Origin of the sequence: Asanoa iriomotensis, assembly GCF_016862515.1 — a bacterium.
GTDB classification, from domain to species: Bacteria; Actinomycetota; Actinomycetes; order Mycobacteriales; family Micromonosporaceae; genus Asanoa; species Asanoa iriomotensis.
Genome location: NZ_BONC01000008.1, coordinates 129,533 through 151,533, shown reverse-complemented (window position 1 = coordinate 151,533; position 22,001 = coordinate 129,533). Strand labels below are relative to the sequence as shown.

The window sequence follows — 22,001 nt, the reverse complement described above, 5'->3', positions numbered from 1 at the left end:
GTGGCGCGGGACACAGACAGGAGGCGCGCGTGGCGGAGACGGTGCTGGCCACCCACGCCCTGACCCGTGACTTCCGCGGGTTCCGGGCCGTCGACGGCGTCGACCTCGCGGTCGCCGCGGGGACCGTGCACGCCCTGGTCGGTCCGAACGGCGCGGGCAAGACCACGCTGTTCAACCTGCTCACCGGCTTTCTGAAGCCCAGCGGCGGCCGGATCGAGGTGGCCGGCCGCGACATCACCGGCCTGCCGCCCGAGCGCATCGCCGCCCTCGGCGTCGCCCGCTCGTTCCAGATCACCAGCCTGTTCCCGATGCTCTCGGCCCGCGAGCACGTCGAGCTGGCGTTGCAGGGCCGGGGCACGCTCGGCTGGCGGTTCTGGCGTTCGGCGAAGCTACTCGGCCGCTACCGCGCGCGGGCCGACGAGCTGCTGGCCATGGTCGGCCTCGACGAGCTGGGTGAGGCCCCCGCGAACGCGCTGCCCTACGGCCGCAAGCGCGCGCTCGAGCTGGCCCTGGCGCTCGCCCTGGACCCCGACGTGCTGCTGCTCGACGAGCCGACCGCCGGGATGGGCCTCGAGGACGTCGACCGCACCGTCGACCTGGTCGACCGGGTCCGTGCCGGCCGCACCGTCGTGCTGGTCGAGCACAACATGAGCGTCGTCGGCCGGCTCGCCGACCGGGTCACCGTGCTGCAGGCCGGCCGGGTGCTCGCCGAGGGCCCCTACGACGAGGTTCGCGCGGACGAACGGGTGATCACCGCCTACCTGGGAGCGGCCGATGCTGCGGGTTGAGGGGCTGCACGCCTGGTACGGCGAGGCCACGGTGCTGCGCGACGTCGCGCTCACGGTCGCGCCCGGCGAGGTGGTCACGCTGGTCGGCCGCAACGGCGCCGGCAAGTCCACGCTGCTGCGCGCCGTGATGGGGCTGCACCCCGGCCAGCGCGGCACGGTCTCGTTCGACGGCCGGGACCTCGGGTCGCTGCCGGCGCACCGCCGGGCCCGGCTCGGCCTCGGCTGGGTGCCCGACGACCGCGGTGCCTACGCCTCGCTCACCGTCACCGAGAACCTGACGCTGCCGCCCGCGGTCGGCCCGGCACCGTGGTCCCTGGACAAGGTCTACGAGACGTTCCCCGTGCTGCACGAGCGGCGCAACTCCGCGGCGACCCAGCTCTCCGGCGGCGAGCAGCAGATGCTCGCCCTGGCCCGGGTCCTGCGGATGGGCGCGCGCCTGCTGCTCTGCGACGAGCCGACCGAGGGGCTGGCCCCGCTGCTGGTCACCCGGGTGGCCGACATCCTCCGGCAGGTCCGCGACCAGGGCACCGCGGTGCTCCTGGTCGAGCAGAACCTGCGCTTCGCGACCGGCGTCGCCGACCGCCACCACCTCCTCGCCGAGGGCCGGGTGGTCGAGACGCTCCGCAACGACGAGGTACGGGAGCGCGAAGGCGAACTGCTCACGTACCTCGGCATCTGACACGACCACAGTGGAGGCTGCTGATGAGAAAACGCGCCACGATAGTCTGCTCCGTCGCGCTCCTGCTCGCCGGTTGCGGCGGCGGGGGGCCGCAGGGCTCGTCGGACAGCAAGCTGTCCGGTGACCGGATCGTGCTCGGCGTGCTCAACGACCAGTCGGGCGTCTATCTCGCCCTGTCCGGCACCAACTCGGTGAAGGCCGTGCAGATGGCCATCGCCGACTTCAAGGCCAAGCACGGCGGTGATGCGATCACCGACGACATCACGGTGGAGACCGCCGACCACCAGAACAAGCCAGACATCGCCAACACCAAGGCCGCCGAGATGTACGACCGGCTCAGCGTCGACGCGATCCTCGACGTGCCCACCTCGTCGGCGGCGCTGAAGGTGGCCGACGTGGCCAAGGAGAAGAAGAAGCTCTACTTCAACATCAGCGGTGCGACCACGGACCTGACCGGCAAGTCGTGCAACAAGTACACGTTCCATTACGCGTACGACACGTACATGCTCGCCAACGGCACCGGGAAGACCGTCACCGAGCAGGGTGCCAAGAACTGGTACATCGTCTACCCGAACTACGCGTTCGGGCAGGACATGGAGAAGAGCTTCTCGGCCGCGGTGACCGGGGCCGGCGGCACGATCGTCGGCAAGGACGCGACGCCGTTCCCGAACGACAACTTCTCCACGTTCCTGCTCAAGGCGCCGACGCTCAACCCCAAGCCGGACGTGCTGGGCACCATGCAGGCCGGTGGCGACCTGGTCAACCTGGTCAAGCAGTACAACGAGTTCAAGCTGCGGGAGAAGGGCGTCGACCTCTCGGTCGGCCTGATGTTCCTCACCGACATCCACTCGCTGACACCGGCGGCGCTGGCCGGCACCACGTACACCGACGCCTGGTACTGGAACTTCGACGCGGAGAACCGGGCGTTCGCCGACCGGTTCCTCAAGGAGACCGGCTCCCGGCCGACGTTCGCCCACGCGGCCAACTACTCGGCGGCGTTGCAGTACCTCGAGGCCGTCCAGGCGGCCGGCACCGACGACGCGGACGCCGTGGTCAAGCAGTTGGAGGGCAAGGACATCAACGACGTGTTCCTGCGCAACGGGAAGATCCGCGCCGAGGACCACCGGGTCATCCACGACGCCTACCTCGCCCAGGTCAAACCGGCGGCCGAGGTCACCGAGGACTGGGACTACGTCAAGATCCTCAAGACCATCCCCGCGGCCGAGGCGTTCCGGACACCGTCGGCCGACTGCAAGCTATGAGCGCTTTTCTGCAACACACGTTCGACGGCCTGGTGAGCGGGGCGTTTCTCGCCCTGCTCGCCCTCGGCCTGTCGGTCATCTTCGGGATGCTGCGGGTCGTCAACTTCGCGCACGGCGCGTTCTACATGCTCGGCGCGGTCGGCACCTACCTGCTGCTGACGGAGTTCGGCATCCCGTTCTGGTGGGCGCTGCTGGTCGTGCCGCTGGCGCTCGGCGCGTTCGGCATGGCCGTCGAGCGCACCCTGGTGCACCCGCTGGCCCGCCTCGACCCGCTCTACAACTTCCTGCTCACCTTCGGGCTGACGCTGGTGCTCCAGGATCTGGTCAAGCTGCGGTACGGCACGACCTCCAGCCCGTACGGCACACCGTCGGCGCTCACCGGCACCGTCGACTTCGGACTGTTCGACTTCCCGGCCTACCGCGTCTTCGTGCTCTCCTTCGCCGTCGTGGCCTGTGTCGCGGTCTGGTGGCTGCTCGGGCACACCCGGGTCGGCATGCTGGTGCGGGCGGCCACCGAGCGTCCGGAGCTGACCCGGGCGCTCGGCATCGACGTCGGGCGCTGGGTGACGCCCGTGTTCGGCTTCGGCATCGCGCTCGCCGGCGTCGCGGGGGTGCTGGCCGCGCCGATGCGGGCCGTCAACCCGCTGATGGGCGCCGACCTCGTCATCGTGGTGTTCGCCGTGGTGGTGATCGGCGGCCTGGGCTCGATCTTCGGCTCGGTCGCCGCCGGCTTCGGCATCGGCCTGGTGCAGGCCTGGGGCGAGTCCTATCTGGACCAGTGGCCGATCGTCGCGCAGACCTCGGTCTTCGTCATCATGGCGGCCGTCCTGCTGTGGCGACCGGCCGGACTGTTCGGCCGCGAGGAGGCACCGGCATGAGCGTCGCCACGCAGGAGAAGGCGAAGCGGCCGCCGTCCCTGCTCCGCGCCGTCGCCGGTGCGCCGCGCGGGCTGCGCTGGGCGCTGCTGGCCGCGGCGCTGGCGGTCACGCTCTGGCTGCCCAACGGGCTCTATCCGGCGGTCGCCGTGGACATCCTCTGCTGGGCGCTGTTCGCGGTGGCGGTCGACCTGCTGCTCGGCTACACGGGCCTGCTCTCGTTCGGCCACGCGGCGTTCTGGGGCACGTCCGCGTACGCGACGGGTCTGGTCGCCATCCACGCCGGCGTGCCGTTCCCGGTCGCCGTGCTGGCCGGCGCCCTGGTCGCCGCCGCGCTCGCGGCGCCGATCGGCTACCTCGCGGTGCGCCGGACCGGCATCTACTTCGCGATGGTCACGCTGGCGTTCGCGCAGATGATCTACTACATCGCGAACAACCGGCGCGGGCTGACCGGTGGCGAGAACGGGCTGCAGAGCGTGCCGCGCGAGCTGTTCGGCCTGGACCTGACCGACGCGTACTACTTCTACTACGCGGCGCTGCCCGTGGTGCTGCTCGGGCTGTGGGCGGCGTGGCGGATCGTGCACTCGCCGTTCGGGCGGGTGCTGGTCGGCATCCGCGACAACCCGGCCCGCGCCCGGGCGCTCGGCTACCCGGTGCACCGTTACAAGCTGCTGGCCTTCGTGCTGTCCGCGTTCATCGCGGGCCTGGGCGGCGGCCTGTTCGCGATGGCGCACCGCTTCGTCACGCTGGACACGCTGCACTGGACCACCTCCGGCAAGGCGGTGGTGATGGTCGTGCTGGGCGGCATCGGCACGCTGTGGGGCGGTGTGCTCGGCGCGGCGCTGCTGGTGCGGCTGGAGGACTGGCTGTCGTTCTCGGGCTTCGAGGCGGTCGGCCTCGTCACCGGCGGCCTGTTCATCGTGGTGGTGCTGGTGTTCCGGCGCGGCCTGTGGGGCACGGCCGCCGACCTGCTCCGCCGGCGGCTAAATCGATAGCCGTGGCGGCGGGCGCCCGCTAGCGTCCGGCCGATGAGCGACGCTCCCGCGCACGGCGCCGGCACCCGCCTCGACTTCAACGGCCCGCTGTCGGCGCACCGGGCCGACCGGCTGGCCGCCGACCTCGCCGCCCGGCGGCCGGCCACCGTGGTCGACGTCGGCTGCGGCTGGGGCGAGTTGCTCCTGCGGGTGCTGGCCGCCGCGCCCGAGGCCCGCGGCGTCGGGATCGACAGCCACGGCCCGGACGTGGTCCGCGGCCGGGCCAACGCGGCCGCCCGCGGTCTCGGCGACCGGGTGAGCTTCGTCGACGGGCCGGCGGCCGCGCACGCCGACCCGGCGGACGTCGTGCTCAACATCGGCGCCTACCACGCGTTCGGCGACCTCGACGCCGGCCTGCGCGCGGTCCGTGGCCTGGTCAACCCGGGCGGCCGGGTGCTCTTCGGCGCCGAGTTCTGGGAGCATCCGCCGCCGGCCGAGCGGCTGGCCAGGATGTGGCCGGGCGCCACCGCCGACGACTGCGACGACCTGGCCGGGCTCGTCGACCGGGCGATCGCCGCCGGGTTCCGGCCGTTGCGGATCGAGACGGTCACGGCCGACGAGTGGGCGGAGTTCGAGTCCGGGCTCGCCGCCGACGGCGAGGAGTGGCTGCTCACGCACGCCGACCACCCCGAGGCCGCCGACCTGCGGTCGCGCCTCGACAACCAGCGCAACACCTGGCTGCGCGGCCACCGCGGCGTGCTGGGCTTCGCCTATCTGACCCTCGGTCCACTACTCTTGTAGTCGATCTAACTACGGATGTAGTGTCGCGGTATGAGTCGTCGTGACGACGTCCTCGACGCCGCGATCGGCCTGCTCGGGACGGGCGGGGTGCGGGCCGTCACGCACCGCGCGGTCGACGCCGAGGCGGGCCTGCCCGCCGGCGCCACCTCCAACCTGTTCCGCAGCCGCGACGCCCTGCTCGGCGCCGTGGTGGAACGGTTCGCCGAGCGCGAGAAGGCGATCTGGGACGCGCTCGCCGCCGACCGCGCGCCGGCCTCGCCGGCCGAGTTGGCCGCCGTGCTGGCCACGGTCGCCCGGGAGGCCGTCGGCCCGCACCGGACGTTGACCCTGGCCCGCTACGTGATCCTCGTCGAGGCCGCACACCACTCGGCGCTGCGCGAGCGGCTGCTCGCCGCCGGCCGGCGGGTCGACGCCTGGTTCGTGATGTGGCTGCGGGTGTCGGGGTCCAAGCAGCCCGAGCGGGATGCCGCGATCATCGCGAACGCGTACACCGGGCTCGTCCTGCACGAGCTCGCCAACCCCGACCCGGCCTTCGACCCGGCCGGGCGGCTCACCCCGTTGGTGGAAGCGTTGATGGGAGGCACCGATGGACCGTGACGAGCTGTGGCGGGTGATCGACGCCCAGCGCGGCGCCCTGACCGACCAACTCGAGGAGCTCTCCGACGACGAGTGGCGGCACCCGTCGCTCTGCGCGGGGTGGACGGTCCGCGACGTCGCCGCCCACCTCACCTTGCAGCACCTGAGGGTGGGCCGGGCCCTGCGCGACGTCGCCCGGGCCCGCGGCAACGTCGACCGCGCCGTCCGCGACGCCGCCGTGGCCAAGGCCGCCCTGCCCACCGCCACCCTGATCGCCGAGGTCCGCGGCCACATCGGCTCGCGCCGGCACGTGCCGTTCATGACCGACAACGAGGCGCTCATCGACGTCCTGGTGCACAGCCAGGACATCATGATCCCGCTGGGCCGCCGGCACGACCTGCCACCGCACGCCGCCGCCGCGGCGGCCGATCGGATCTGGTCCCGTCCGTGGCTGTTCCGCGCCATGAAACCCCTTCGCGGGTACGCCTTCGTGGCCGCCGACGCCGATTTCCGGGTGGGCAACGGGCCGGTGGTCGAGGGCCCGATTGACGCCATCCTGCTCCTCATGACCGGGCGACCAGTGGGGCTGCCGCGGCTCGCTGGTGCTGGTGCTGACGACCTCCGGCAACCGGCGACGGACCGCTCCGGACGGCGCTAACGTCGAAAGATGGGCAACGCAGGAGGTTGCTATGAAAGGCCTGGAGAGCAAGACGTTCGAAGCCCCTGACGAAAAGCGGATGTTCGAGGGCAACGGTTACGCCGACGTTGTCATGGTGGCCGACCGGCCGGTCAGCCGGGGCACGTTCGAGCCCGGGTGGAAGTGGTCGAACAACATCAAGCCCATCGCCGGCACGCCGTCCTGCATGACCTCGCACCTCGGCTACGTCCAGTCCGGACGGATGCGGATCATGATGGACGACGGCCCCACGATGGAGCTGGGCCCGGGCGACGTGTTCGCCATCGAGCCGGGCCACGACGCCGAGGTGCTCGGCAACGAGGACTGCGTGGTGCTCGACTTCGGTGAAATCGCCAACTACGCCAAACGCGCCTGACAGGTGACGAGTGGGATACTCCGGTCGTGGCTGGTAAACAAGGTCCGCTCGACCGGGAGTTCAGCGCGGCACTCGTGAAGAGCCCCGCGAAGGGCGGACACACCTATGTGGTCTGGCCGGAGTCCGTCACGTACTTCGGCACCCGCGGTCTCGTGAAAGTGCGCGGGACCATCGACGGTCACCCGTTCGAGAGCTCGTTCATGGCGATGGGCGACGGACGGCACAAGCTGCCCGTCAAGGCGGAGGTGCGCAAGGCGATCGGCAAGGAAGCCGGATCGACCGTGACGGTCGTTCTGGTCGAGCGGCTCGGTTAGTCGCGTCACCCGCCCGGGTGGTCTACGGTTCCGACCATGCGGATTGACGGACGTGGTGCGGTCGCGATCGTGTGCGCGCTCGCCGCGGCGGTGCTGTGGGGCCTCGACATGGCGCTGTGGCAGCCGATGGCCGAGCAGCGCGCGGATCTCGCCTTCCTCTCCGCCGAGAACAACACCTACTGGGCCCGCGACCTACGGTTCGGCGCCGCCGTCGCGATCGGGCTGGCGGTCTCGCTCGCCGGCCGCGGCGGCGGGCTGTCGCGCTGGGTCGCGCCGGCGACCGCCGCCGGCTGGATCGGCGTGGACCTCCTCGTCGACCGCGCCGGCGCCCACGGCGAGACGGCCGCGGCGCTGCTGGCGGTGGCCGGCGGGGTCGTCGCGCTCGCCGTGACCGCCTTCGTCCTCCGCCGGGCCGGCGACGACGCGCCGCGCCGCCGCACGCTCGTGATCGGCGCGTCGATCGCGGCGGCGGTGGCCCCGCTCGCCGCGGGCATGGAGTCGCCGACCGACACGGAAACGGCCCTCACCCCGGCCGCCGCGACGCTGGGTGTCATCCTCACGGCGCTGAGCATCGCGCTCGCGTGGACGGCGGCACCCGACCGGTCAAGGGGCCGGTTCGTGGTCGCCGGCGTCGTCGCGGCCGGCGCGGCCGTGGCGTTGGTGCTCAGTCGCGCGCTCGCACCCGGCACCCGGCTCACGCCGGTGATGCTGCTCGGTGCGCTGCTGCTCGCCGGCGTGGCCCTGCTGACCGGCGACCTGCCGCGCGCACCGCTCCCGTGGCTCCAGCAGCTGCCGAAGCTGCTCGTACTCCTCGTGCTCTATCCCGCTCTCGTGATGTTCACGCTGCTGTTCACCGTGTTCGCCGTCCCCGTGGCGTCCTGGTTCACCGCCCTCGCCGGCAGCGTGCCGGTCAACGCCGCCGACTCCGACACCCTGTACGCGCTCATCGGCGTCATCGCGGGTGGCACGATCGGCTGGCTCCTGCTCGTTCTCGACCGCGCGTACGTCTCTCCGCCGGACGCGAAGCGGCCCGTGGAAGAGGTCACCACCGCGGCGCGATGATCCGGTGACGCGCGACACGCCCTTTCTTGACTCAGTCCAGAAAAGTGTCCAGACTCTTGGACGGCGGACACCGATTCCGAGTCCAAGGAGAAGACCAACGTGGCAAGTGACAACCAGGCGCGGGCGAGGGCGAACCGGGACTGGTGGCCGAACCAGCTGGACCTGACGGTCCTGCACCAGAAGCCGCCGGCGGGTGACCCGATGGGCGCGGGCTTCGACTACGCCGAGGAGTTCAAGACCCTCGACCTGGCGGCCGTCAAGGCCGACATCAACACTGTCATGACGACCTCGCAGGACTGGTGGCCGGCGGACTACGGCCACTACGGCCCGCTGTTCATCCGGATGGCCTGGCACAGCGCCGGCACCTACCGGATCTCGGACGGCCGCGGCGGCGCCGGCGCCGGCGACCAGCGCTTCGCCCCGCTGAACAGCTGGCCCGACAACGGCAACCTCGACAAGGCGCGCCGGCTGCTCTGGCCGGTCAAGAAGAAGTACGGCAAGAAGCTCTCGTGGGCCGACCTGATGGTCCTGGCCGGCAACGTCGCGCTGGAGTCGATGGGCTTCGAGACCTTCGGCTTCGCCGGCGGCCGGGCGGACACCTGGGAGCCCGAGCAGATCAACTGGGGCAACGAGGGCACCTGGCTCGGTGACGAGCGCTACAGCGGAGACCGCCAGCTCGCCAACCCCCTCGCGGCCGTGCAGATGGGCCTGATCTACGTCAACCCCGAGGGCCCCAACGGCAACCCCGACGCGCTCGCCGCCGCCCGCGACATCCGCGAGACCTTCCGCCGGATGGCGATGAACGACGAGGAGACCGTCGCGCTGATCGCCGGCGGCCACACGTTCGGCAAGGCGCACGGCGCCGGCCCGGCGCACCACGTCGGCGTGGAGCCGGAGGGCGCCTCCATCCAGGAGCAGGGCCTCGGCTGGAAGAGCACCCACGGCACCGGCAAGGGTGGCGACAGCATCACCAGCGGCCTGGAAGGCGCCTGGACGCCGACCCCGACCACCTGGGACAACACGTTCTTCGAGACGCTGTTCAGCTTCGAGTGGGAGCAGACCGAGAGCCCGGCCGGCGCCAAGCAGTGGAAGCCGGCCGACGGCGCGGCCGCCGACCTGGTGCCGGACGCGCACGACCCGGCCAAGCGGCACGCGCCGATGATGCTCACCACCGACCTCGCGCTGCGCGTCGACCCGATCTACGAGGAGATCTCCCGCCGGTTCTACGAGAACCCGCAGGAGTTCGCGCTGGCCTTCGCCAAGGCGTGGTTCAAGCTCACCCACCGCGACCTGGGCCCGATCCAGCGCTACCTCGGCGCCCTCGTGCCGGCCGAGCCGCAGCTCTGGCAGGACCGGGTGCCCGCCGTCGACCACGAGCTGGTCGACGACGCGGACCTCGCGACCCTCAAGGAGCGGATCCTCGCCTCCGGCCTGACGGTGGCCGAGCTGGTCGCCGCCGCGTGGGCGTCGGCCTCGACGTTCCGCGGCACCGACAAGCGCGGCGGCGCCAACGGCGGCCGCATCCGGCTCGCGCCGCAGCGCGAGTGGGAGGTCAACGAGCCCGCGCAGCTCGCCCGCGTGCTGGGCACCCTGGAGGGCATCCAGCGGGACTTCAATGCCGCGCAGACCGGTGGCAAGCGGGTCTCGCTGGCCGACCTGGTCGTGCTCGGCGGCGGCGCGGCGGTCGAGCAGGCGGCGAAGGCCGCCGGGCACGACGTCGTGGTCCCGTTCACCGCGGGCCGCACCGACGCCTCGCAGGAGCAGACCGACGTCGAGTCGTTCGCCGTGCTGGAGCCCACCGCCGACGGTTTCCGCAACTACCTCGGCAAGGGCCACCTGCGGCCGACCGAGCAGCTGCTGGTCGACCGGGCCCAGCTGCTCACGCTGACCGCGCCGGAGGTGACCGTGCTCGTCGGCGGCCTGCGGGTGCTCGGCGCCAACGTGGGCCAGTCGAAGCACGGCGTGTTCACCGACCGGCCGGGCGCGCTGACCAACGACTTCTTCGTCAACCTGGCGGACTTCGGCGGCACCACGTGGACGCCGACGTCCGACGAGGAGGAGACGTTCGAGGGTCGCGACACGGTCTCCGGCGAGCTGAAGTGGACGGCCACCCGGGCCGACCTGGTCTTCGGCTCGAACTCCATCCTGCGGGCGCTGGTCGAGGTCTACGCGGCCGACGACGCGCAGGAGACGTTCGTGAGCGACTTCGTCGCCGCCTGGGTCAAGGTCATGAACCTGGACCGGTACGACGTCGCCTGACGTAACGCCAAAGGCGCCGCCCGAAGCTTCGGGCGGCGCCTTTCGCATGGCTAGGCGCCGAGGCTCTCGCGGTCGGCGGCCCGGCCCAGCGCGGTCAGGCGGGCGGTCTGCTCGCGCCAGTGTGCGAAGGCCGCGGCGAGGGCGAACGCGATCACCGGTGCGGCGACCAGCAGCGTCCACTGGATCGGCACGAGGTAGATCGGGTGTCCCATGTGGCCGTTGGAGGTCGCCCAACCGCTGAGCGTCAGCCGGATCTGCGCCGCCAGCGTGACGACCGGTGTGGCCAGCGCGGCGACCCGCCACCGCACGGCCGCCGGCAAGGTCAGCACGGCGACCGCCGCGGTCAGGGCACCGACGGCGACGACGGCCGTCCAGAGGTAGAGGCCCAGCTCGGACCGGTTCTCCAGCCCGAACCAGGTGTACGACACGCCGGCCTCCCGCCAGCTCCAGGCCTGCTGGTGGTTGAGGACCTGGATCGTCTGCGCCGCGCCGACGCCGGCGACGAAGGCGGCCAGCCGCCAGCGCAGCAGAGCGATCGCCCGGCCGCGGGCGGCGGGCACGCTCAGCGCGGCGGCGGCGACGATGCCGAGCGTGAGCGGCCAGAAGAGCTGGACGGCAGTGACGGGTGCGCTGCGGTACTGCTGCGCGATCAGCACCGCCTCACCGAGCACGGTCACCCAGGCCAGCACCGCCGCCGACCGGCGCAACCCGACCAGCACCGCGACCACGACCGCGGCCCAGCCCAGGGCCCGCAGGGACGGATAGGCGTTGACGCCCAGGCCGTAGACGATCTCGTCGGACAGCCGGACGACCCGTTGGGAGAGCAGGACGACGGCGGCCAGCAGACCGAACACGACCGCCGCGTCCCGCCAGGCCGGGCCGACCATGCTGGTCATCGCGGCGCCGGCGCGGGTACGCAGCCCTGACGCGATCAGGTTGACGGTCTCGCCCGGCGTGGGACGGCGCTGACCGGGACGGGCGCCGGCCACCAGCACGGCGACCATCTCCTCCTCGTAGACCCGGCGGTGCGACCACGGGTAGAACACGAGCAGCCGCCGGTAGCGACGTTCCAGCTCGTCGCTCATGCCAGACCCTCCGTGGGCAGCAGGCCGCTGCGGCGCAGCCGGGTGGCGGCGGCGTTGGCGTTGTGGCGCAGCCGGGCGGTCTCCTCGGCCAGGCGCTCGGCGCCCACGCCGGTCAGCCGGTAGTAGCGGCGCAGCCTCGACTGCACGACCTCTTCGCGGTCGACCGCGATGAACCCGTCGGCCCGCAGCCGGTCGAGCACGGAGTAGAGCGTGCCGGCGCGCAACCGCACGCGGCCTTCGGAGATGCGCAGCACGTCCTCGATGACCCCGTAGCCGTGCTGCGGCGCGGCCGCCAGCGCGGTCAGGATCAGGAACGTCGGCTCCGACATCGGTCGGTCGGTCATGGACGGAGAATATATCGCCTCCCGGTATATACCGCGAGCCCCGCACCGGTAGGGTGCAACTCGTGGTCGTGCTCGAGCTGCCGTTCCAGGGCACCTGGCAGGTGCGCAACAGTCCCGCGCGGCGGGTGCCGAGCCACGGCACACACCTGTTCGCCACCACGTACGCGATGGACTTCGTCGAGGTGCGCGACGGGCGCACGTCGGCGACCCGGGACTGGCGCACGATGCTGGCCACCGAGCCCGTGGAGCGTTTCTACGCCTTCGGCGCGCCGATCCTCGCGCCGGCCGCCGGCCGGGTCGTCTCCGTCCACGATGGAGAGCCCGACCTCGTCGCACGGCGGTCACCGGCCGCGCAGGTCCCGTACGCGCTGACCCAGGCGTCCCGCGCCCGGGCCGGCGGCCCCGCCCTGGCCGGCAACCACGTGGTCCTCGCGCTGGCCGACGGTTACGTCCTGCTCGCCCACCTGCGCCGGGGCTCGGTCGAGGTCCGCGCGGGCGACCAGGTCGCGGTGGGCCAGCGGCTCGGCGCGTGCGGCAACTCCGGCAACTCCACCCAGCCGCACCTGCACATCCAGGCGATGGACGGCCCGGACGCGCACGCCGCGCGCGGTCTGCCCATCGCGTTCCGCGGCTACCGGTCCTGGCGGCGCGGTGCGGCGGCGCCCGTCGAGGTCAGCACCGGCGTCCCCGGCGAGGCCGAGGTCGTCGCGCCGCGCTGAGCGCTCACGTGGGCAGTTCCTGGCCCGACTGCTCCTTCACCATGTACTCGGCGTACCAGTCCGGCCAGTTCGGGTCCTCCGCGCCGATGCGCTTCTCGTGCTCGCCGTGCGCGGCCGAGGCGCGGCGCATCGCGGCGGCCAGGTCCGAGATCGACGCGTACGTCGTCGTGTCGGGGTCGACCCGGCCGGGCAGCCGGGCGGTGACCTCCTGCAGCAGCCAACTGTTGCCGTCCGGGTCGCGGAACGCGCAGAACGAGCCGTAGCTGCGGTGGTCCGGGTCCACGCCGGCGGCGCGGCCGGCGGTGGTCAGGTGCCAGATCTCGTCGACCTGCACGCCGTGCGCGACCAGGTCGGCGCGGGCAGCCGCGATGTCCGTGACCGCGAGGTAGGTGTTCTGCGCCGAGCCGGGTGTGGCCGGCGTCTTGTTCGTGCCGAACTGCACCGAGCAGGCCGAACCCGGCGGCGTGAACTGGATCGTCCGGACGTCGCCCGCGGCGATGTCGGCGTCGAGCCGCCAGCCGAGGCCCGTGTAGAACTCCTTGGCGCGGTCGGGGTTCGAGACGGGGATGACGACCACTTCGAGCTTCATGTCGGCGGTCGCGCTCATCGCAGCCTCCAGTCGGGTCTAGGGTCGATATTGTTGTTATTCGTGCCAGTATGGCGCCAGCCAGCCGAGCGGGGGAGAAGCCATGCCGGAACTGGTCGGGCAGACCGTGGTCGTGATCGGCGGCAGCGCGGGCATCGGGTTGGAGACGGCCCGGCGGGCCGGCGCCGAGGGTGCCGGCGTCGTGATCACCGGTCGGGACCAGGGTCGGCTGGACCGGGCGGCGCAGGAGGTCGGCGCCTGGCGCACCGCCGCGTTCGACGCCACCGACCCGGCCGCGGTGGCGGCCTTCTTCGAGAGCCTCGACGGGCCGATCGACCACGTGCTGATCACGGCGGGCGGTCCGCGCTACGGGCCGATGCTGGAGATGGACCCCGCGGAGGTACGCGCCGTCCTCACCGACCACGTGACGATCGCCCTCGACGTCGCGCGCAACGCGGCACCGCAGATGCGCCCCGGCGGCACCCTGCTGCTGATGGGCGGCACCGGCGCCCGGCAGGTCCGCCGCGGCCTCGGTATCGTCTCGGCCGCGACCGCCGTGCTGCCACCGTTCACCGCGGCCCTGGCCCTCGAGCTCGCGCCGGTCCGGGTCAACCTGATCGCCGCCGGCTTCGTCGACACGCCGTTGTCCGCGGCCCTGCTCGGCGACCAGATCGAGGAGCGGCGCGCCGAGTTGCGGGCCACACTGCCGATCGGCCGCGTCATCGGCCCTGCCGACGTCGCCGCGCTCGCCGTGCACATCATGACCAACACCGCCCTGACGGGTGCGACGTACGACATCGACGGCGGCCAGCAGTTCACACTCTGAAACCGCAGATCCGTCGATCATGGACGGTCGCGTTCCGACGGGTTGACGCCAACCGCATGCGCGGACATTGTTGGCTGCGACCTGTCGGTTCGACGAGAGGCGATGGATGTGAACGGAAACGTACCGCCCATCGAGGTTGCCGGTTGGAAGGTCGACGATCCGCTGTCGGTGGTGACCGACTACTGCCGCGCCCACGCCGGGACGCTGCGCCGCTACGACTTCGTCGCGGGCACGGCCGCGACCCTGACCCCCGACCTGGTGGCGGCGACCACCGCGATCGACGGCCGGATCGGCCGACCCCAGGCCGCGTGGCTGCTGACGAAGTCGGCCGGCGCCCCCTGGGACGAGGTCGACCGCGAGGCCGTGCTGCGCGACGCGGACCCGATGGTCGCCGCCGGCCTCTACGACAACGCGGAGCGCCTCTACGCGCACTTCCACCGCGACCATCCGCGCGACATCGACCACGCGAAGATCAGCAAGTGCCTGCACCTGACCCGCCCCGCTCTCTTCCCGATCCTGGACCGCCGGCTGCTCCAGCTCTACCGCCAGCCGGCCCGCGCGGCGGCGCGCGACCTGACGGATCGCCGCCGTGACCGCACCTGGCCGCGCCGCGCGTACTGGGCGGCGATCCGCGCCGACCTGCTGCTCGCGGCGGACGCCCTCGACGAGCTGCGCACGGCGATGCGCGCCGAGGGCGACCTCGCGGCCGAGGCCGCCGGCAAGCTCGGTGACGTCCGGCTGCTCGACATCCTGTGCTGGTCGATGGGCAGCCGTTACTGACACTTGACCGGCCCGAGACGGCCGGCACCGACGATGGCGGCATGGCGCGGAAACGGCTCGCCATGCTGCCCGCGGCGGCCCTCGCGGCCGTCGCGCTGACCGCGTGCAGCCCGGAGATCAAGGGCTACACCGGCATCTCGGTCGACACCACGGGCCGGGCGTCCGCCGAGATCGTCTGGTGCGACCCCGGAAGCCCGGAGAGCGTCATGCTCTTCCGCGACTCGGACGCCGACAACTCGCCGACGACGTGGCCGGAATGGCCGGGCCGCGACTACCCGCTGCCGCCCGGGGCCACCTCGCCCGCCACGGTGCCGCTGACCGACTTCCCGACCGATCCGACGGTCTTGAGCATGTACGCCGCCAGCGAGTTCACCACCCGCCGGGTGACGTTCACCGTGGCCGAGCTCGCGCAGGTGCCGAGCGGCTCGATCCTGATCACCGAGGTCCAGGAGGGCGAAGAACGCCAGCGCACCGTCACCCGCGACGAGTTCGCCCACCTCGCCGACGACCTGTGCGGCTAGGTCGTCAACCACCGTTCCCGCGGTGACAGGCGCAGCCGGACCCGGCCCGGGCCGACCAGGCGCCGGTCGGCAAGCTGCTCCAGGGTGCGCTCCTGGGCCCGCTCGGCCACCTCGTTGAGCACCGCCTGCGCGTCGGCCACGTCGCGTGGCGCCTGCGCCAGCAGCACCACGAGCTTCGCCCGACCGCGGACCACGTCGCCGCGACCCACCCGGGCCTGGGCGTAGGCGACCTCGGTGTGCTCCGCGTACGGCGACAGGTTCTCCGCCACCATCGACAGCAGCAGCGGCGAACCGACCGTCCGGTTGGGGATCTCCCACCGCAGCCACAGCGGGTACGGCACCCGGCCGGTGACCGACGCACCGGTGCGCCGGCTCGACTGCGGGTACGAGCACCGCATCGGCGCGCTCAGCGCCACCTTGAACCCCGCGAACGCGTCGTCGTCGCCGTGGTCGGCGCCGTCCGCGTCGTAGAGGCGGCACCGCTCCGCGATCAGCTTGACCCCGTCGTGCCAGCCGCCGGACCAGGCCGGTGCGGACACGTCGGCCCCCTCGGCCAGCGGCAGCACCAGGTTGACGAAGCCGATCTTCCGTACGCTCGACACGGCCGCCGCCAGCACACCGGCGCCGGTGGCCCGGAGGTGGGCGATCACGTCGGCCGCCATGCCCAGCCGCGCCGGGCCCAGCACGGTCGCGACCACCGCGTGCTTCGGCAGGTGCATCGGCGGGTCCGGGAACATCCGGGCCCGGACCTGCCGGTAACGCTCGCGGTCGAACCCCCGGATCGTGAACCACTCGCCGGGCACGCGGTTGAACCGCCGGTCGTTGAGCTTCAGGCCGAGGCCGTACTCCTCCGCGAGCGCGACCAGGCCCTGCTCGAAGTCGAGTCGCGCGGTCGGCTCGTGCGGGTCGACCGCGACCGACAGCCGGACGCACGGCCCGATCGCGTCCCGCAGCCGCTCGTGCGAGCCGTCGCCGCGGGCGGAGACCTGCTGGTCGATGAACGGCGCCACCGGCGTGTGCAGGTGCACGACCGGCCCGTGCCCGTGCTCGAGGGCGAGCTGGCACGCCCGGGCGAGCACGACTCCGGTGACCAGACAGTCGCGATAGGACGGTGCCCAGTGGCTGCTGTTGAGGGTGAGCAGCGCGTCGATCCGGCGGTTGGGCTCGTTGAGGAAGCCGGGGTTGGGCACGGAGAAGCCGTCGTACGCGTAGGTGTCCGGCCGGTCCGTCGCCTGCGGCGGGCCGACCTCGAACGGTTCGCTGAACACTTTCGCCGGCGTGGGCCAGGCGCACACGCAGATCGCCACGCCGGCGACCGAGAACAGCCAGAAATCGCTCGGCCACTGTGCCAGGTCGTGCAGCGGCGGCTCGAAGGCCGGGACCGGTCGCGTCAGGCCGTCAGGTGGGAAGCCGGCGGGCCCGTGGATGAGGCGCAGGCGCACCGACGACGTGTCGGCGCCCGCGGCCTCGGCAGCGATCGTGGCCAGCTCCGCGAACCTCGATCCGTGCATCTCACACCTCGCCGCGCGCGTCGAAGACGGCGTCGGGCGCGTACGCCCGCCGCTGGGTTCCCCGCAGCCACCGCGGCAGCCGCGCCGACCGCGGCACCGGGCTGCGCCGCCGGGCCCGGCGCGCGACGAACTCGACCAGGCAGCACAGCAGGATGAGGCCGAGCACCGCGATGCCGAGCTGGAACGCGCGCGTGATCCCGCGGTCGGTGTGCACGGCGCCCGCGGCGATGGCCAGGCCCGTGGTCACCGCGACCGACGCGATCGCCAACGACCGCTGGAACTGGCGGAGCTGCCCGAGCACGGAGTTCGTGCCCGGCAGGTCGAGCCGCGCGATCAGCAGGCCGGGCACGAGCAGCAGCACCGCGACGACCGCGTCGGCCTGCTCGGGCACGGAGTGCGGCGTGATCGCCGCCGACCAGAGCCACGCCAGGCCGCCGGTCAGCAGCGTGCCGATGCCGAGCACGACGAGCGCGAGGCCGGCGACCATGCGGGTGATGCTCTCGATCAGCGCCGGCGCCTCGTCGGCCAGCGACAGGTAGGCGACGGCCCGCACCGGCTGTGTCGAGTGTGGACTCAGATCGACGCTCGGCCGGCGCCAGTGCGCGTGTGCGCCGTGCTCCCGGGGGTCGTTGTCGGTGGTGATGTCGTGGCCGAGCTGGTAGTCCCGGATCCCGGCGGCGAGCGCCGGCAGCGCCGCACCGGCCAGCGGGCCCCGGGCCAGGTGCCGCATGCCGTCCGCGGCGTAGTGCGCGGCGAACGCGGCCAGCACCGGCACCGAGCAGTCACCCCGGCCCAGCGCGGCGACCACCTCGTCACCGCTCATGCTCCGCGGCTGGGCACCCGGCAGCGCGGCGCGCCGCTCGGCGACGTAGTGCCGGTAGCTGGTGAGGTCGGTCAACCGCCGCCGGCCGATCTCGGCCAGCCGCGACGCGATGCCCTGCAGCTCCAGCTCCAGCAGCTTGCGGTGCGGCGCCTGCCCGGCGTTGGCCTCGGCGAGCATCTCGACGTCCTCGGTCAGCGCCCGCACGAAGTCGTCGTCCACATCGCTGGAGAGCACGAACCGCCGGACGCTGACCTCCTCGTTGACCTCGACCGTGAGGTGGTAGGCGCCGACGGACCGCGGGATCGCCGTCTCGTACTCGACGACGAACTCGCGGTTGACCGGGAGCACGCTCTGCGCGATGCGCTGCAGCGGCGCGCGGGGCCGGCGACCGGGGAGCAGCGGCGCGTCCCACATCAGGAACCGGCGGGGTTGGGCGGCGTCCAGGAGCACGATCAGCATGTACTGGCTGCACGCCAGGCTCAGCAGATGGGCGAACGGCAACCGGATCCCGTTGCGGCCGTCGGCCGGCCACAGCTCCTCGAGCCCGGCCAGCGCCAGGTCGCGCACGGCCCGCGCGTCGGCCTCGCGCCCGCCGCCCGGCGAGGGCGGCAGCGGGCGGGCGTAGTCGAGCGGCGTGCGCACGCCCGCCTCCGGCAGCGACCCGGCGGTCACCAGCTCGGCCAGCGCGGCCTCGACCAGCCAGCGCGACCGCTGGTGGGTGTGCCGGAGCTTGTGCACGACCGTGTCGCGGATGGTCACGTCGCGGTGCGCGTCGATCAGCATCGCCAGCAGGCGCACGAACGCGGCGGCGGTCACCCGGTCGGAGTCGCGGTGGGTGAACCTCGGCACCACCTCGCCGGTCGAGTCCTTGACCACCACGGGTGCCAGGTCGCTGCGGCTGTAGCGGGAGACGGGAATCCAGAGGGACGTGCCGTGCCGGCCGGGTTCGGTCGGCGCCGCGATCCGCCGCCGTTGGGCGTCCGTGATCGCGTGGAGGTCGACGTCGACGCTGACCGAGCGGGTCATGTGGCCGCGGTCGATCAGCGTGAGGTGCTCCGCGACCCGCGGCACGTGTTCGAGCCGCAGCGAGAGGTCGAGCAGAGCCAGGCCGAGGGCCGCTTCGCGCTGGGTGTACGTGGGTGGGGCGGACGGCACCGGCAACGTCTCGACGAGCGCGCGGAGGTCGCGGAGGGGATCGGGCACGCCGGTGAGCCTCCCCGGGACTCGCATGGCTGGCCTCGCCTTCGATGCGTCTGTGCGTGAACCTATGTGACACAGACGCCGGACGGCCACCGGTCAATACGTCGGGTGTCCGGAACTGGACAGCTCGCCGGCGACGTCGTGCAGCAGCCGGAGGAAGGCGTCGACGAGCGGGGTGAGGGTGGTGTCGGCCGGGGTCGCGGCGTAGAGGCGGCGGTGCAGGCCGTGCTGGGCCAGCTCACGGTGGACGGTGCCGGGCGTCGCGCCGAGGGCGAGCCGGGAGACCAGCGCGACGCCGACGCCGGTGCCGACCAGGGCCTGGGCCACGTCGTACGAGGCGGTCTGGAACCGGATCCGCGGTGTGAACCCGGCCGCGCCGGTGGCCCGGTCGAACTGGGCGCGGGCGGCATGGCCGGCGATGATCGTCACCCAGGCGGCGTCCCGCAGCTCCGCCAACCGCAGTGGTCCGGTGCCGGCGGCCAGCGGGTGGTCGTCGGGCAGCACGACGACCATCGGGTCGGTCAGCAGCGGGTGCAGGCGCACGTGCTCCGGCGGCGCCGGCGGCCGGTCCCACGCGGCGATCACCGCGAGGTCGAGGTCGCCGGCCGCGACCGCGGGCATGCCCTGGTCGGACGTGATGTCGACGACGGACAGGTCGGCGTCGGTGTGCCGGTGCCGCAACGCGGTCAACGCGGGCGGCAGCAGGCGCAGGGCGGCGGCCTGGAACGCGCCGATCCGCAGCCGCAGTGACAGCTCCCCGAGCAGCGCCGACAGCCCGGCCCCGGCCTGCCGGGTCTGCTCGTCGATCACCCGGCCGTGCGCGGCCAGCAGCGCGCCGGCGGCGGTCAGCGACGCGCCGCGCGGGCCGCGGCGGACCAGCGGCGCGCCACAGGTCCGCTCCGCCCGGGCGACCTGCTGGGTCACCGCCGCCGCCGTGACGCCCAGTGCGGCCGCGGCCGAGGCCAGCGAGCCGTGCCGGTCGATCAGGGCGAGCAGCCGCAACTGCCCAGGGTCCAGAAGCATGAAGCAACCTTAATGCTGCGGCACGGAAGCTTTACTTCTCTTCATGCGCGACGGCCGCCAACCTGGAGGCATGCCGACCCACCTGCCGGTCTTCGTCGTCACCACGTTCCTGCTCGCGATGCTGCCCGGCGCCGGGCAGGCGCTGATGCTCCGGCAGACCCTGGACGGCGGCCGCCGGCGGGCGTGGGCCAGCATCGGCGGCACCTGCACGGGCCTGGTCATCTGGACAACCGCCGCGGCCGCCGGGCTCTCCGCGGTGCTGCTGGCCAACCCGCACGCGTACGCCGCCGTGCGGATCGCCGGAGGCGCACTGCTCGCGGCCCTCGGTGTGAGCACCCTTGCCGGCCTGCGCAAGCCACCCGGCCCGGCGCCGGCCCCGAGCGGATCGAGCTACGGCCGGGCGTACGCGGCGGGTCTGGCGACCAACCTCGGCAACCCGAAAGCCGGCGTGTTCGCGATCTCGCTGTTGCCGCAGTTCCTCACCGACGACGGCCCGGTCCTGATCTCCAGCGTCGGCCTCGGCGTGCTCTGGGCGGCGGTCACCGGCGCCTGGTACGTGATCTTCACGTGGGCGGTCGACCGCGGCCGCGTGCTGGTGTCCCGCCCGGCGACGCACCGCCGCCTCCAGGTCGTGACCGGCTGCACCTTGCTCGGCATCGGCGCCGCCGTGGCGCTCGGCGTCTAGGGGTTTCCTCTACCGCCGGGTCGTGCCGCGTACGGTCACGACCCGGCGGTAGCCCCCCAGACCGGCCCCGCTGATCAGGCGGCGGCCGGCTCGACCACCTTGCCGACCTCGACCGGCAGCACGTACGCGCCGCGCTCCGGACCCGAGCCGACGACGGAGACACAGACGAGGTCACCGGCGCCCACCTCGCCGGCGTACACGTCGTCGTGCAGCATCTTCGCGGTGCTCGCGCTCACGAGGTTGCCGAAACGCACCGCGTTGGTCGGCGCCTTGCCCTCCGGCAGGCCGGCCAGCGCGGCGAACGTGCGCACCAGCGCCGGGCTGGCCTGATGCGTGTAGATCCGGCGCACCCGGTCCACGTAGCCCGGCAGCGCCGCCTCCAGCGCGGCGTGGTTGAGCATCATGCCCTCGGTGTAGTACCGCTTCACCGCCGGCCCGTTCATCCCGTAACAGGCCAGTTCCGCGGCGTCGGGCGTGCCGAAGGGCCGGCTCGACCCGCCGCCGAAATGGTGGATCAGCGGGTCGGTGAAGCCGGGCTGCGCGCCGAACGCCTGCGAGTCGCGCGAGTAGAGCACCAGGCCGGGCCGGTCCTCCTGCCGGCTGAGCACCAGCGCCGCCGCGCCGTCCGAGAAGATGCCCGCCGACGCCCACAGGCTGCGGCCCAGCGGGTGCGCGTCGTTGTGCAGGTAGACCGGGTTGACGCCGCCTTCGAGGTCGCCGGTGATCCGGCTGGGGGCGTTGTAGGTGACGACCAGCGCGTGCCGGGCGGCGAGCCGGGCGGCCAGCGCCGCCGCGCGGGCCAGGCCGGCGCAGCCCGCGCCGATCTGGACAGGCACCACGCTGTCCGGCAGCTCCAGGTCGCGGGCCAGGCGGAAGGCGTCCTGATCGAGCATGATCTCGTACGGCGAACAGGTCACCACGATCAACGTGTCGACGTCACGCGGCTCGAGGTCGGCCGACAGCAGCGCGTCGCGGGCGGTCCCGGCGATCCGGCCCAGGTCGGCGAACGTCCACGGGTCCCAGCTCTTGCCCTGGATGCCGAGGATCCGCTCCACGAGCTCGCCGCTCATCACCCCGCCGGCCCGCGCCGGGATCTTCGCCGCCGCGGCCCACTCGTCGATGGGCAGCACCCGCCCGATGAGCGTGCCGAGCCCCGTGATCGCGTACGGCAGAGGCAGGGCGGTGTCGATCTTCATGAGTTCGGAGTCTGACGAGCGCCGGTCGGCGGATACACCGGGGAGATCCCTAGTTCCTAC

24 protein-coding genes are annotated in these 22,001 nt (G+C 72.8%); 17 read left to right on the top strand and 7 right to left on the bottom strand.

The features are described from left to right. Positions 1–29 precede the first annotated feature (29 nt). From Air01nite_RS08705 to katG, 12 genes are all read left to right on the top strand, one after another. Positions 30–788, top strand: a complete 759-nt coding sequence (locus tag Air01nite_RS08705; protein WP_239090584.1) for an ABC transporter ATP-binding protein — start codon at positions 30–32, stop codon at positions 786–788. Beyond that, the gene (locus Air01nite_RS08700; protein WP_203701443.1) at positions 775–1,467 is read left to right on the top strand and encodes an ABC transporter ATP-binding protein; all 693 of its coding nucleotides are present in this window, start codon (positions 775–777) and stop codon (positions 1,465–1,467) included. Before Air01nite_RS08705 ends, Air01nite_RS08700 begins: the two co-directional genes overlap by 14 nt. 23 nt (positions 1,468–1,490) lie before the next feature. After that, positions 1,491–2,729: an ABC transporter substrate-binding protein gene (locus Air01nite_RS08695; RefSeq protein WP_203701442.1), complete on the top strand. Its 1,239-nt coding sequence runs from the start codon at positions 1,491–1,493 to the stop codon at positions 2,727–2,729. After that, positions 2,726–3,607: a branched-chain amino acid ABC transporter permease gene (locus Air01nite_RS08690; protein WP_203701441.1), complete on the top strand. Its 882-nt coding sequence runs from the start codon at positions 2,726–2,728 to the stop codon at positions 3,605–3,607. The genes Air01nite_RS08695 and Air01nite_RS08690 overlap by 4 nt, the downstream gene beginning before the upstream one ends. Beyond that, positions 3,604–4,599 carry a branched-chain amino acid ABC transporter permease gene (locus tag Air01nite_RS08685; protein WP_203701440.1) on the top strand — a complete coding sequence of 332 codons (996 nt, stop codon included), beginning with the start codon at positions 3,604–3,606 and terminating at the stop codon, positions 4,597–4,599. Before Air01nite_RS08690 ends, Air01nite_RS08685 begins: the two co-directional genes overlap by 4 nt. A 33-nt stretch (positions 4,600–4,632) precedes the next feature. Beyond that, positions 4,633–5,379 carry an SAM-dependent methyltransferase gene (locus Air01nite_RS08680; protein WP_203701439.1) on the top strand — a complete coding sequence of 249 codons (747 nt, stop codon included), beginning with the start codon at positions 4,633–4,635 and terminating at the stop codon, positions 5,377–5,379. A 30-nt stretch (positions 5,380–5,409) separates the two neighbouring features. Continuing rightward, positions 5,410–5,976, top strand: coding sequence for a TetR/AcrR family transcriptional regulator (locus Air01nite_RS08675; protein WP_203701438.1), 567 nt, complete (start codon positions 5,410–5,412; stop codon positions 5,974–5,976). Continuing rightward, positions 5,966–6,613, top strand: coding sequence for a maleylpyruvate isomerase family mycothiol-dependent enzyme (locus tag Air01nite_RS08670; RefSeq protein WP_203701437.1), 648 nt, complete (start codon positions 5,966–5,968; stop codon positions 6,611–6,613). The genes Air01nite_RS08675 and Air01nite_RS08670 overlap by 11 nt, the downstream gene beginning before the upstream one ends. A gap of 31 nt (positions 6,614–6,644) precedes the next feature. Then, entirely contained in the window at positions 6,645–7,007 is a 363-nt protein-coding gene (locus Air01nite_RS08665) for a cupin domain-containing protein (RefSeq protein WP_203701436.1), read from the top strand. A gap of 26 nt (positions 7,008–7,033) precedes the next feature. After that, entirely contained in the window at positions 7,034–7,321 is a 288-nt protein-coding gene (locus Air01nite_RS08660; protein ID WP_203701435.1) for a DUF1905 domain-containing protein, read from the top strand. Positions 7,322–7,357: 36 nt separating this feature from the next. Next, complete coding sequence (locus Air01nite_RS08655) at positions 7,358–8,383, top strand: hypothetical protein (RefSeq protein ID WP_203701434.1); 1,026 nt, start codon at positions 7,358–7,360, stop codon at positions 8,381–8,383. 99 nt (positions 8,384–8,482) lie between these two features. Then, on the top strand, positions 8,483–10,642 hold the full coding sequence (katG, locus tag Air01nite_RS08650) for a catalase/peroxidase HPI (protein WP_203701433.1): 2,160 nt from the start codon (positions 8,483–8,485) through the stop codon (positions 10,640–10,642). Between the two features lie 50 nt (positions 10,643–10,692). Here katG and Air01nite_RS08645 read toward each other — a convergent pair whose 3' ends face one another. Together Air01nite_RS08645 and Air01nite_RS08640 are read right to left on the bottom strand one after the other, a co-directional pair. Further along, positions 10,693–11,727, bottom strand: coding sequence for a hypothetical protein (locus Air01nite_RS08645; RefSeq protein ID WP_203701432.1), 1,035 nt, complete (start codon positions 11,725–11,727; stop codon positions 10,693–10,695). Next, a complete protein-coding gene (locus tag Air01nite_RS08640; RefSeq protein WP_203701431.1) occupies positions 11,724–12,071 on the bottom strand; it encodes a PadR family transcriptional regulator in 348 nt (115 codons plus the stop codon). Before Air01nite_RS08640 ends, Air01nite_RS08645 begins: the two co-directional genes overlap by 4 nt. Before the next feature lie 62 nt (positions 12,072–12,133). Between Air01nite_RS08640 and Air01nite_RS08635 the strand changes: the two genes are divergently transcribed. After that, positions 12,134–12,790, top strand: coding sequence for a M23 family metallopeptidase (locus Air01nite_RS08635; protein ID WP_239090583.1), 657 nt, complete (start codon positions 12,134–12,136; stop codon positions 12,788–12,790). Positions 12,791–12,794: 4 nt separating this feature from the next. Here the strand turns inward: Air01nite_RS08635 and Air01nite_RS08630 are convergent, their stop codons facing one another. Beyond that, positions 12,795–13,397, bottom strand: a complete 603-nt coding sequence (locus tag Air01nite_RS08630; RefSeq protein ID WP_239090582.1) for a VOC family protein — start codon at positions 13,395–13,397, stop codon at positions 12,795–12,797. A gap of 82 nt (positions 13,398–13,479) precedes the next feature. On the opposite strand from Air01nite_RS08630, the gene Air01nite_RS08625 reads away from it, so the two are divergent. From Air01nite_RS08625 to Air01nite_RS08615, 3 genes are all read left to right on the top strand, one after another. Beyond that, a complete protein-coding gene (locus Air01nite_RS08625; protein ID WP_203701430.1) occupies positions 13,480–14,202 on the top strand; it encodes an SDR family NAD(P)-dependent oxidoreductase in 723 nt (240 codons plus the stop codon). Positions 14,203–14,304: 102 nt separating this feature from the next. Continuing rightward, on the top strand, positions 14,305–14,982 hold the full coding sequence (locus tag Air01nite_RS08620; protein WP_203701429.1) for a DUF6308 family protein: 678 nt from the start codon (positions 14,305–14,307) through the stop codon (positions 14,980–14,982). A 41-nt stretch (positions 14,983–15,023) separates the two neighbouring features. Then, the gene (locus Air01nite_RS08615; protein ID WP_203701428.1) at positions 15,024–15,503 is read left to right on the top strand and encodes a hypothetical protein; all 480 of its coding nucleotides are present in this window, start codon (positions 15,024–15,026) and stop codon (positions 15,501–15,503) included. On the opposite strand, the gene Air01nite_RS08610 is transcribed toward Air01nite_RS08615, so the two are convergent. From Air01nite_RS08610 to Air01nite_RS08600, 3 genes are all read right to left on the bottom strand, one after another. Then, positions 15,500–17,014: a hypothetical protein gene (locus Air01nite_RS08610; RefSeq protein ID WP_203701427.1), complete on the bottom strand. Its 1,515-nt coding sequence runs from the start codon at positions 17,012–17,014 to the stop codon at positions 15,500–15,502. The genes Air01nite_RS08615 and Air01nite_RS08610 overlap by 4 nt on opposite strands. Position 17,015: 1 nt before the next feature. Next, positions 17,016–19,040 (bottom strand): hypothetical protein, encoded by a 2,025-nt coding sequence (locus tag Air01nite_RS08605; protein WP_203701426.1) that lies wholly within the window; start codon positions 19,038–19,040, stop codon positions 17,016–17,018. 93 nt (positions 19,041–19,133) lie between these two features. Next, positions 19,134–20,060, bottom strand: a complete 927-nt coding sequence (locus Air01nite_RS08600) for a LysR substrate-binding domain-containing protein (protein WP_203701425.1) — start codon at positions 20,058–20,060, stop codon at positions 19,134–19,136. 70 nt (positions 20,061–20,130) lie between these two features. Between Air01nite_RS08600 and Air01nite_RS08595 the strand changes: the two genes are divergently transcribed. Continuing rightward, positions 20,131–20,745: a LysE family translocator gene (locus tag Air01nite_RS08595; RefSeq protein WP_203701424.1), complete on the top strand. Its 615-nt coding sequence runs from the start codon at positions 20,131–20,133 to the stop codon at positions 20,743–20,745. A 74-nt stretch (positions 20,746–20,819) separates the two neighbouring features. On the opposite strand, the gene Air01nite_RS08590 is transcribed toward Air01nite_RS08595, so the two are convergent. Continuing rightward, the gene (locus tag Air01nite_RS08590; RefSeq protein WP_203701423.1) at positions 20,820–21,941 is read right to left on the bottom strand and encodes a 3-oxoacyl-[acyl-carrier-protein] synthase III C-terminal domain-containing protein; all 1,122 of its coding nucleotides are present in this window, start codon (positions 21,939–21,941) and stop codon (positions 20,820–20,822) included. Positions 21,942–22,001 lie beyond the last annotated feature (60 nt).

Excerpts from the sequence above, each read along its gene's own strand:
- Air01nite_RS08625 (WP_203701430.1), top strand. The coding sequence starts at position 13,480 with ATGCCGGAACTGGTCGGGCAGACCGTGGTCGTGATCGGCGGCAGCGCG.
- Air01nite_RS08645 (WP_203701432.1), bottom strand. The coding sequence starts at position 11,727 with ATGAGCGACGAGCTGGAACGTCGCTACCGGCGGCTGCTCGTGTTCTAC.
- Air01nite_RS08600 (WP_203701425.1), bottom strand. The coding sequence starts at position 20,060 with ATGCTTCTGGACCCTGGGCAGTTGCGGCTGCTCGCCCTGATCGACCGG.
- Air01nite_RS08620 (WP_203701429.1), top strand. The coding sequence starts at position 14,305 with ATGGATGTGAACGGAAACGTACCGCCCATCGAGGTTGCCGGTTGGAAG.
- Air01nite_RS08595 (WP_203701424.1), top strand. The coding sequence starts at position 20,131 with ATGCCGACCCACCTGCCGGTCTTCGTCGTCACCACGTTCCTGCTCGCG.
- Air01nite_RS08615 (WP_203701428.1), top strand. The coding sequence starts at position 15,024 with ATGGCGCGGAAACGGCTCGCCATGCTGCCCGCGGCGGCCCTCGCGGCC.
- Air01nite_RS08695 (WP_203701442.1), top strand. The coding sequence starts at position 1,491 with ATGAGAAAACGCGCCACGATAGTCTGCTCCGTCGCGCTCCTGCTCGCC.
- Air01nite_RS08685 (WP_203701440.1), top strand. The coding sequence starts at position 3,604 with ATGAGCGTCGCCACGCAGGAGAAGGCGAAGCGGCCGCCGTCCCTGCTC.
- Air01nite_RS08610 (WP_203701427.1), bottom strand. The coding sequence starts at position 17,014 with ATGCACGGATCGAGGTTCGCGGAGCTGGCCACGATCGCTGCCGAGGCC.
- Air01nite_RS08690 (WP_203701441.1), top strand. The coding sequence starts at position 2,726 with ATGAGCGCTTTTCTGCAACACACGTTCGACGGCCTGGTGAGCGGGGCG.
- Air01nite_RS08670 (WP_203701437.1), top strand. The coding sequence starts at position 5,966 with ATGGACCGTGACGAGCTGTGGCGGGTGATCGACGCCCAGCGCGGCGCC.
- Air01nite_RS08640 (WP_203701431.1), bottom strand. The coding sequence starts at position 12,071 with ATGACCGACCGACCGATGTCGGAGCCGACGTTCCTGATCCTGACCGCG.
- Air01nite_RS08630 (WP_239090582.1), bottom strand. The coding sequence starts at position 13,397 with ATGAGCGCGACCGCCGACATGAAGCTCGAAGTGGTCGTCATCCCCGTC.
- Air01nite_RS08675 (WP_203701438.1), top strand. The coding sequence starts at position 5,410 with ATGAGTCGTCGTGACGACGTCCTCGACGCCGCGATCGGCCTGCTCGGG.
- Air01nite_RS08655 (WP_203701434.1), top strand. The coding sequence starts at position 7,358 with ATGCGGATTGACGGACGTGGTGCGGTCGCGATCGTGTGCGCGCTCGCC.
- Air01nite_RS08590 (WP_203701423.1), bottom strand. The coding sequence starts at position 21,941 with ATGAAGATCGACACCGCCCTGCCTCTGCCGTACGCGATCACGGGGCTC.
- Air01nite_RS08665 (WP_203701436.1), top strand. The coding sequence starts at position 6,645 with ATGAAAGGCCTGGAGAGCAAGACGTTCGAAGCCCCTGACGAAAAGCGG.
- Air01nite_RS08700 (WP_203701443.1), top strand. The coding sequence starts at position 775 with ATGCTGCGGGTTGAGGGGCTGCACGCCTGGTACGGCGAGGCCACGGTG.
- Air01nite_RS08680 (WP_203701439.1), top strand. The coding sequence starts at position 4,633 with ATGAGCGACGCTCCCGCGCACGGCGCCGGCACCCGCCTCGACTTCAAC.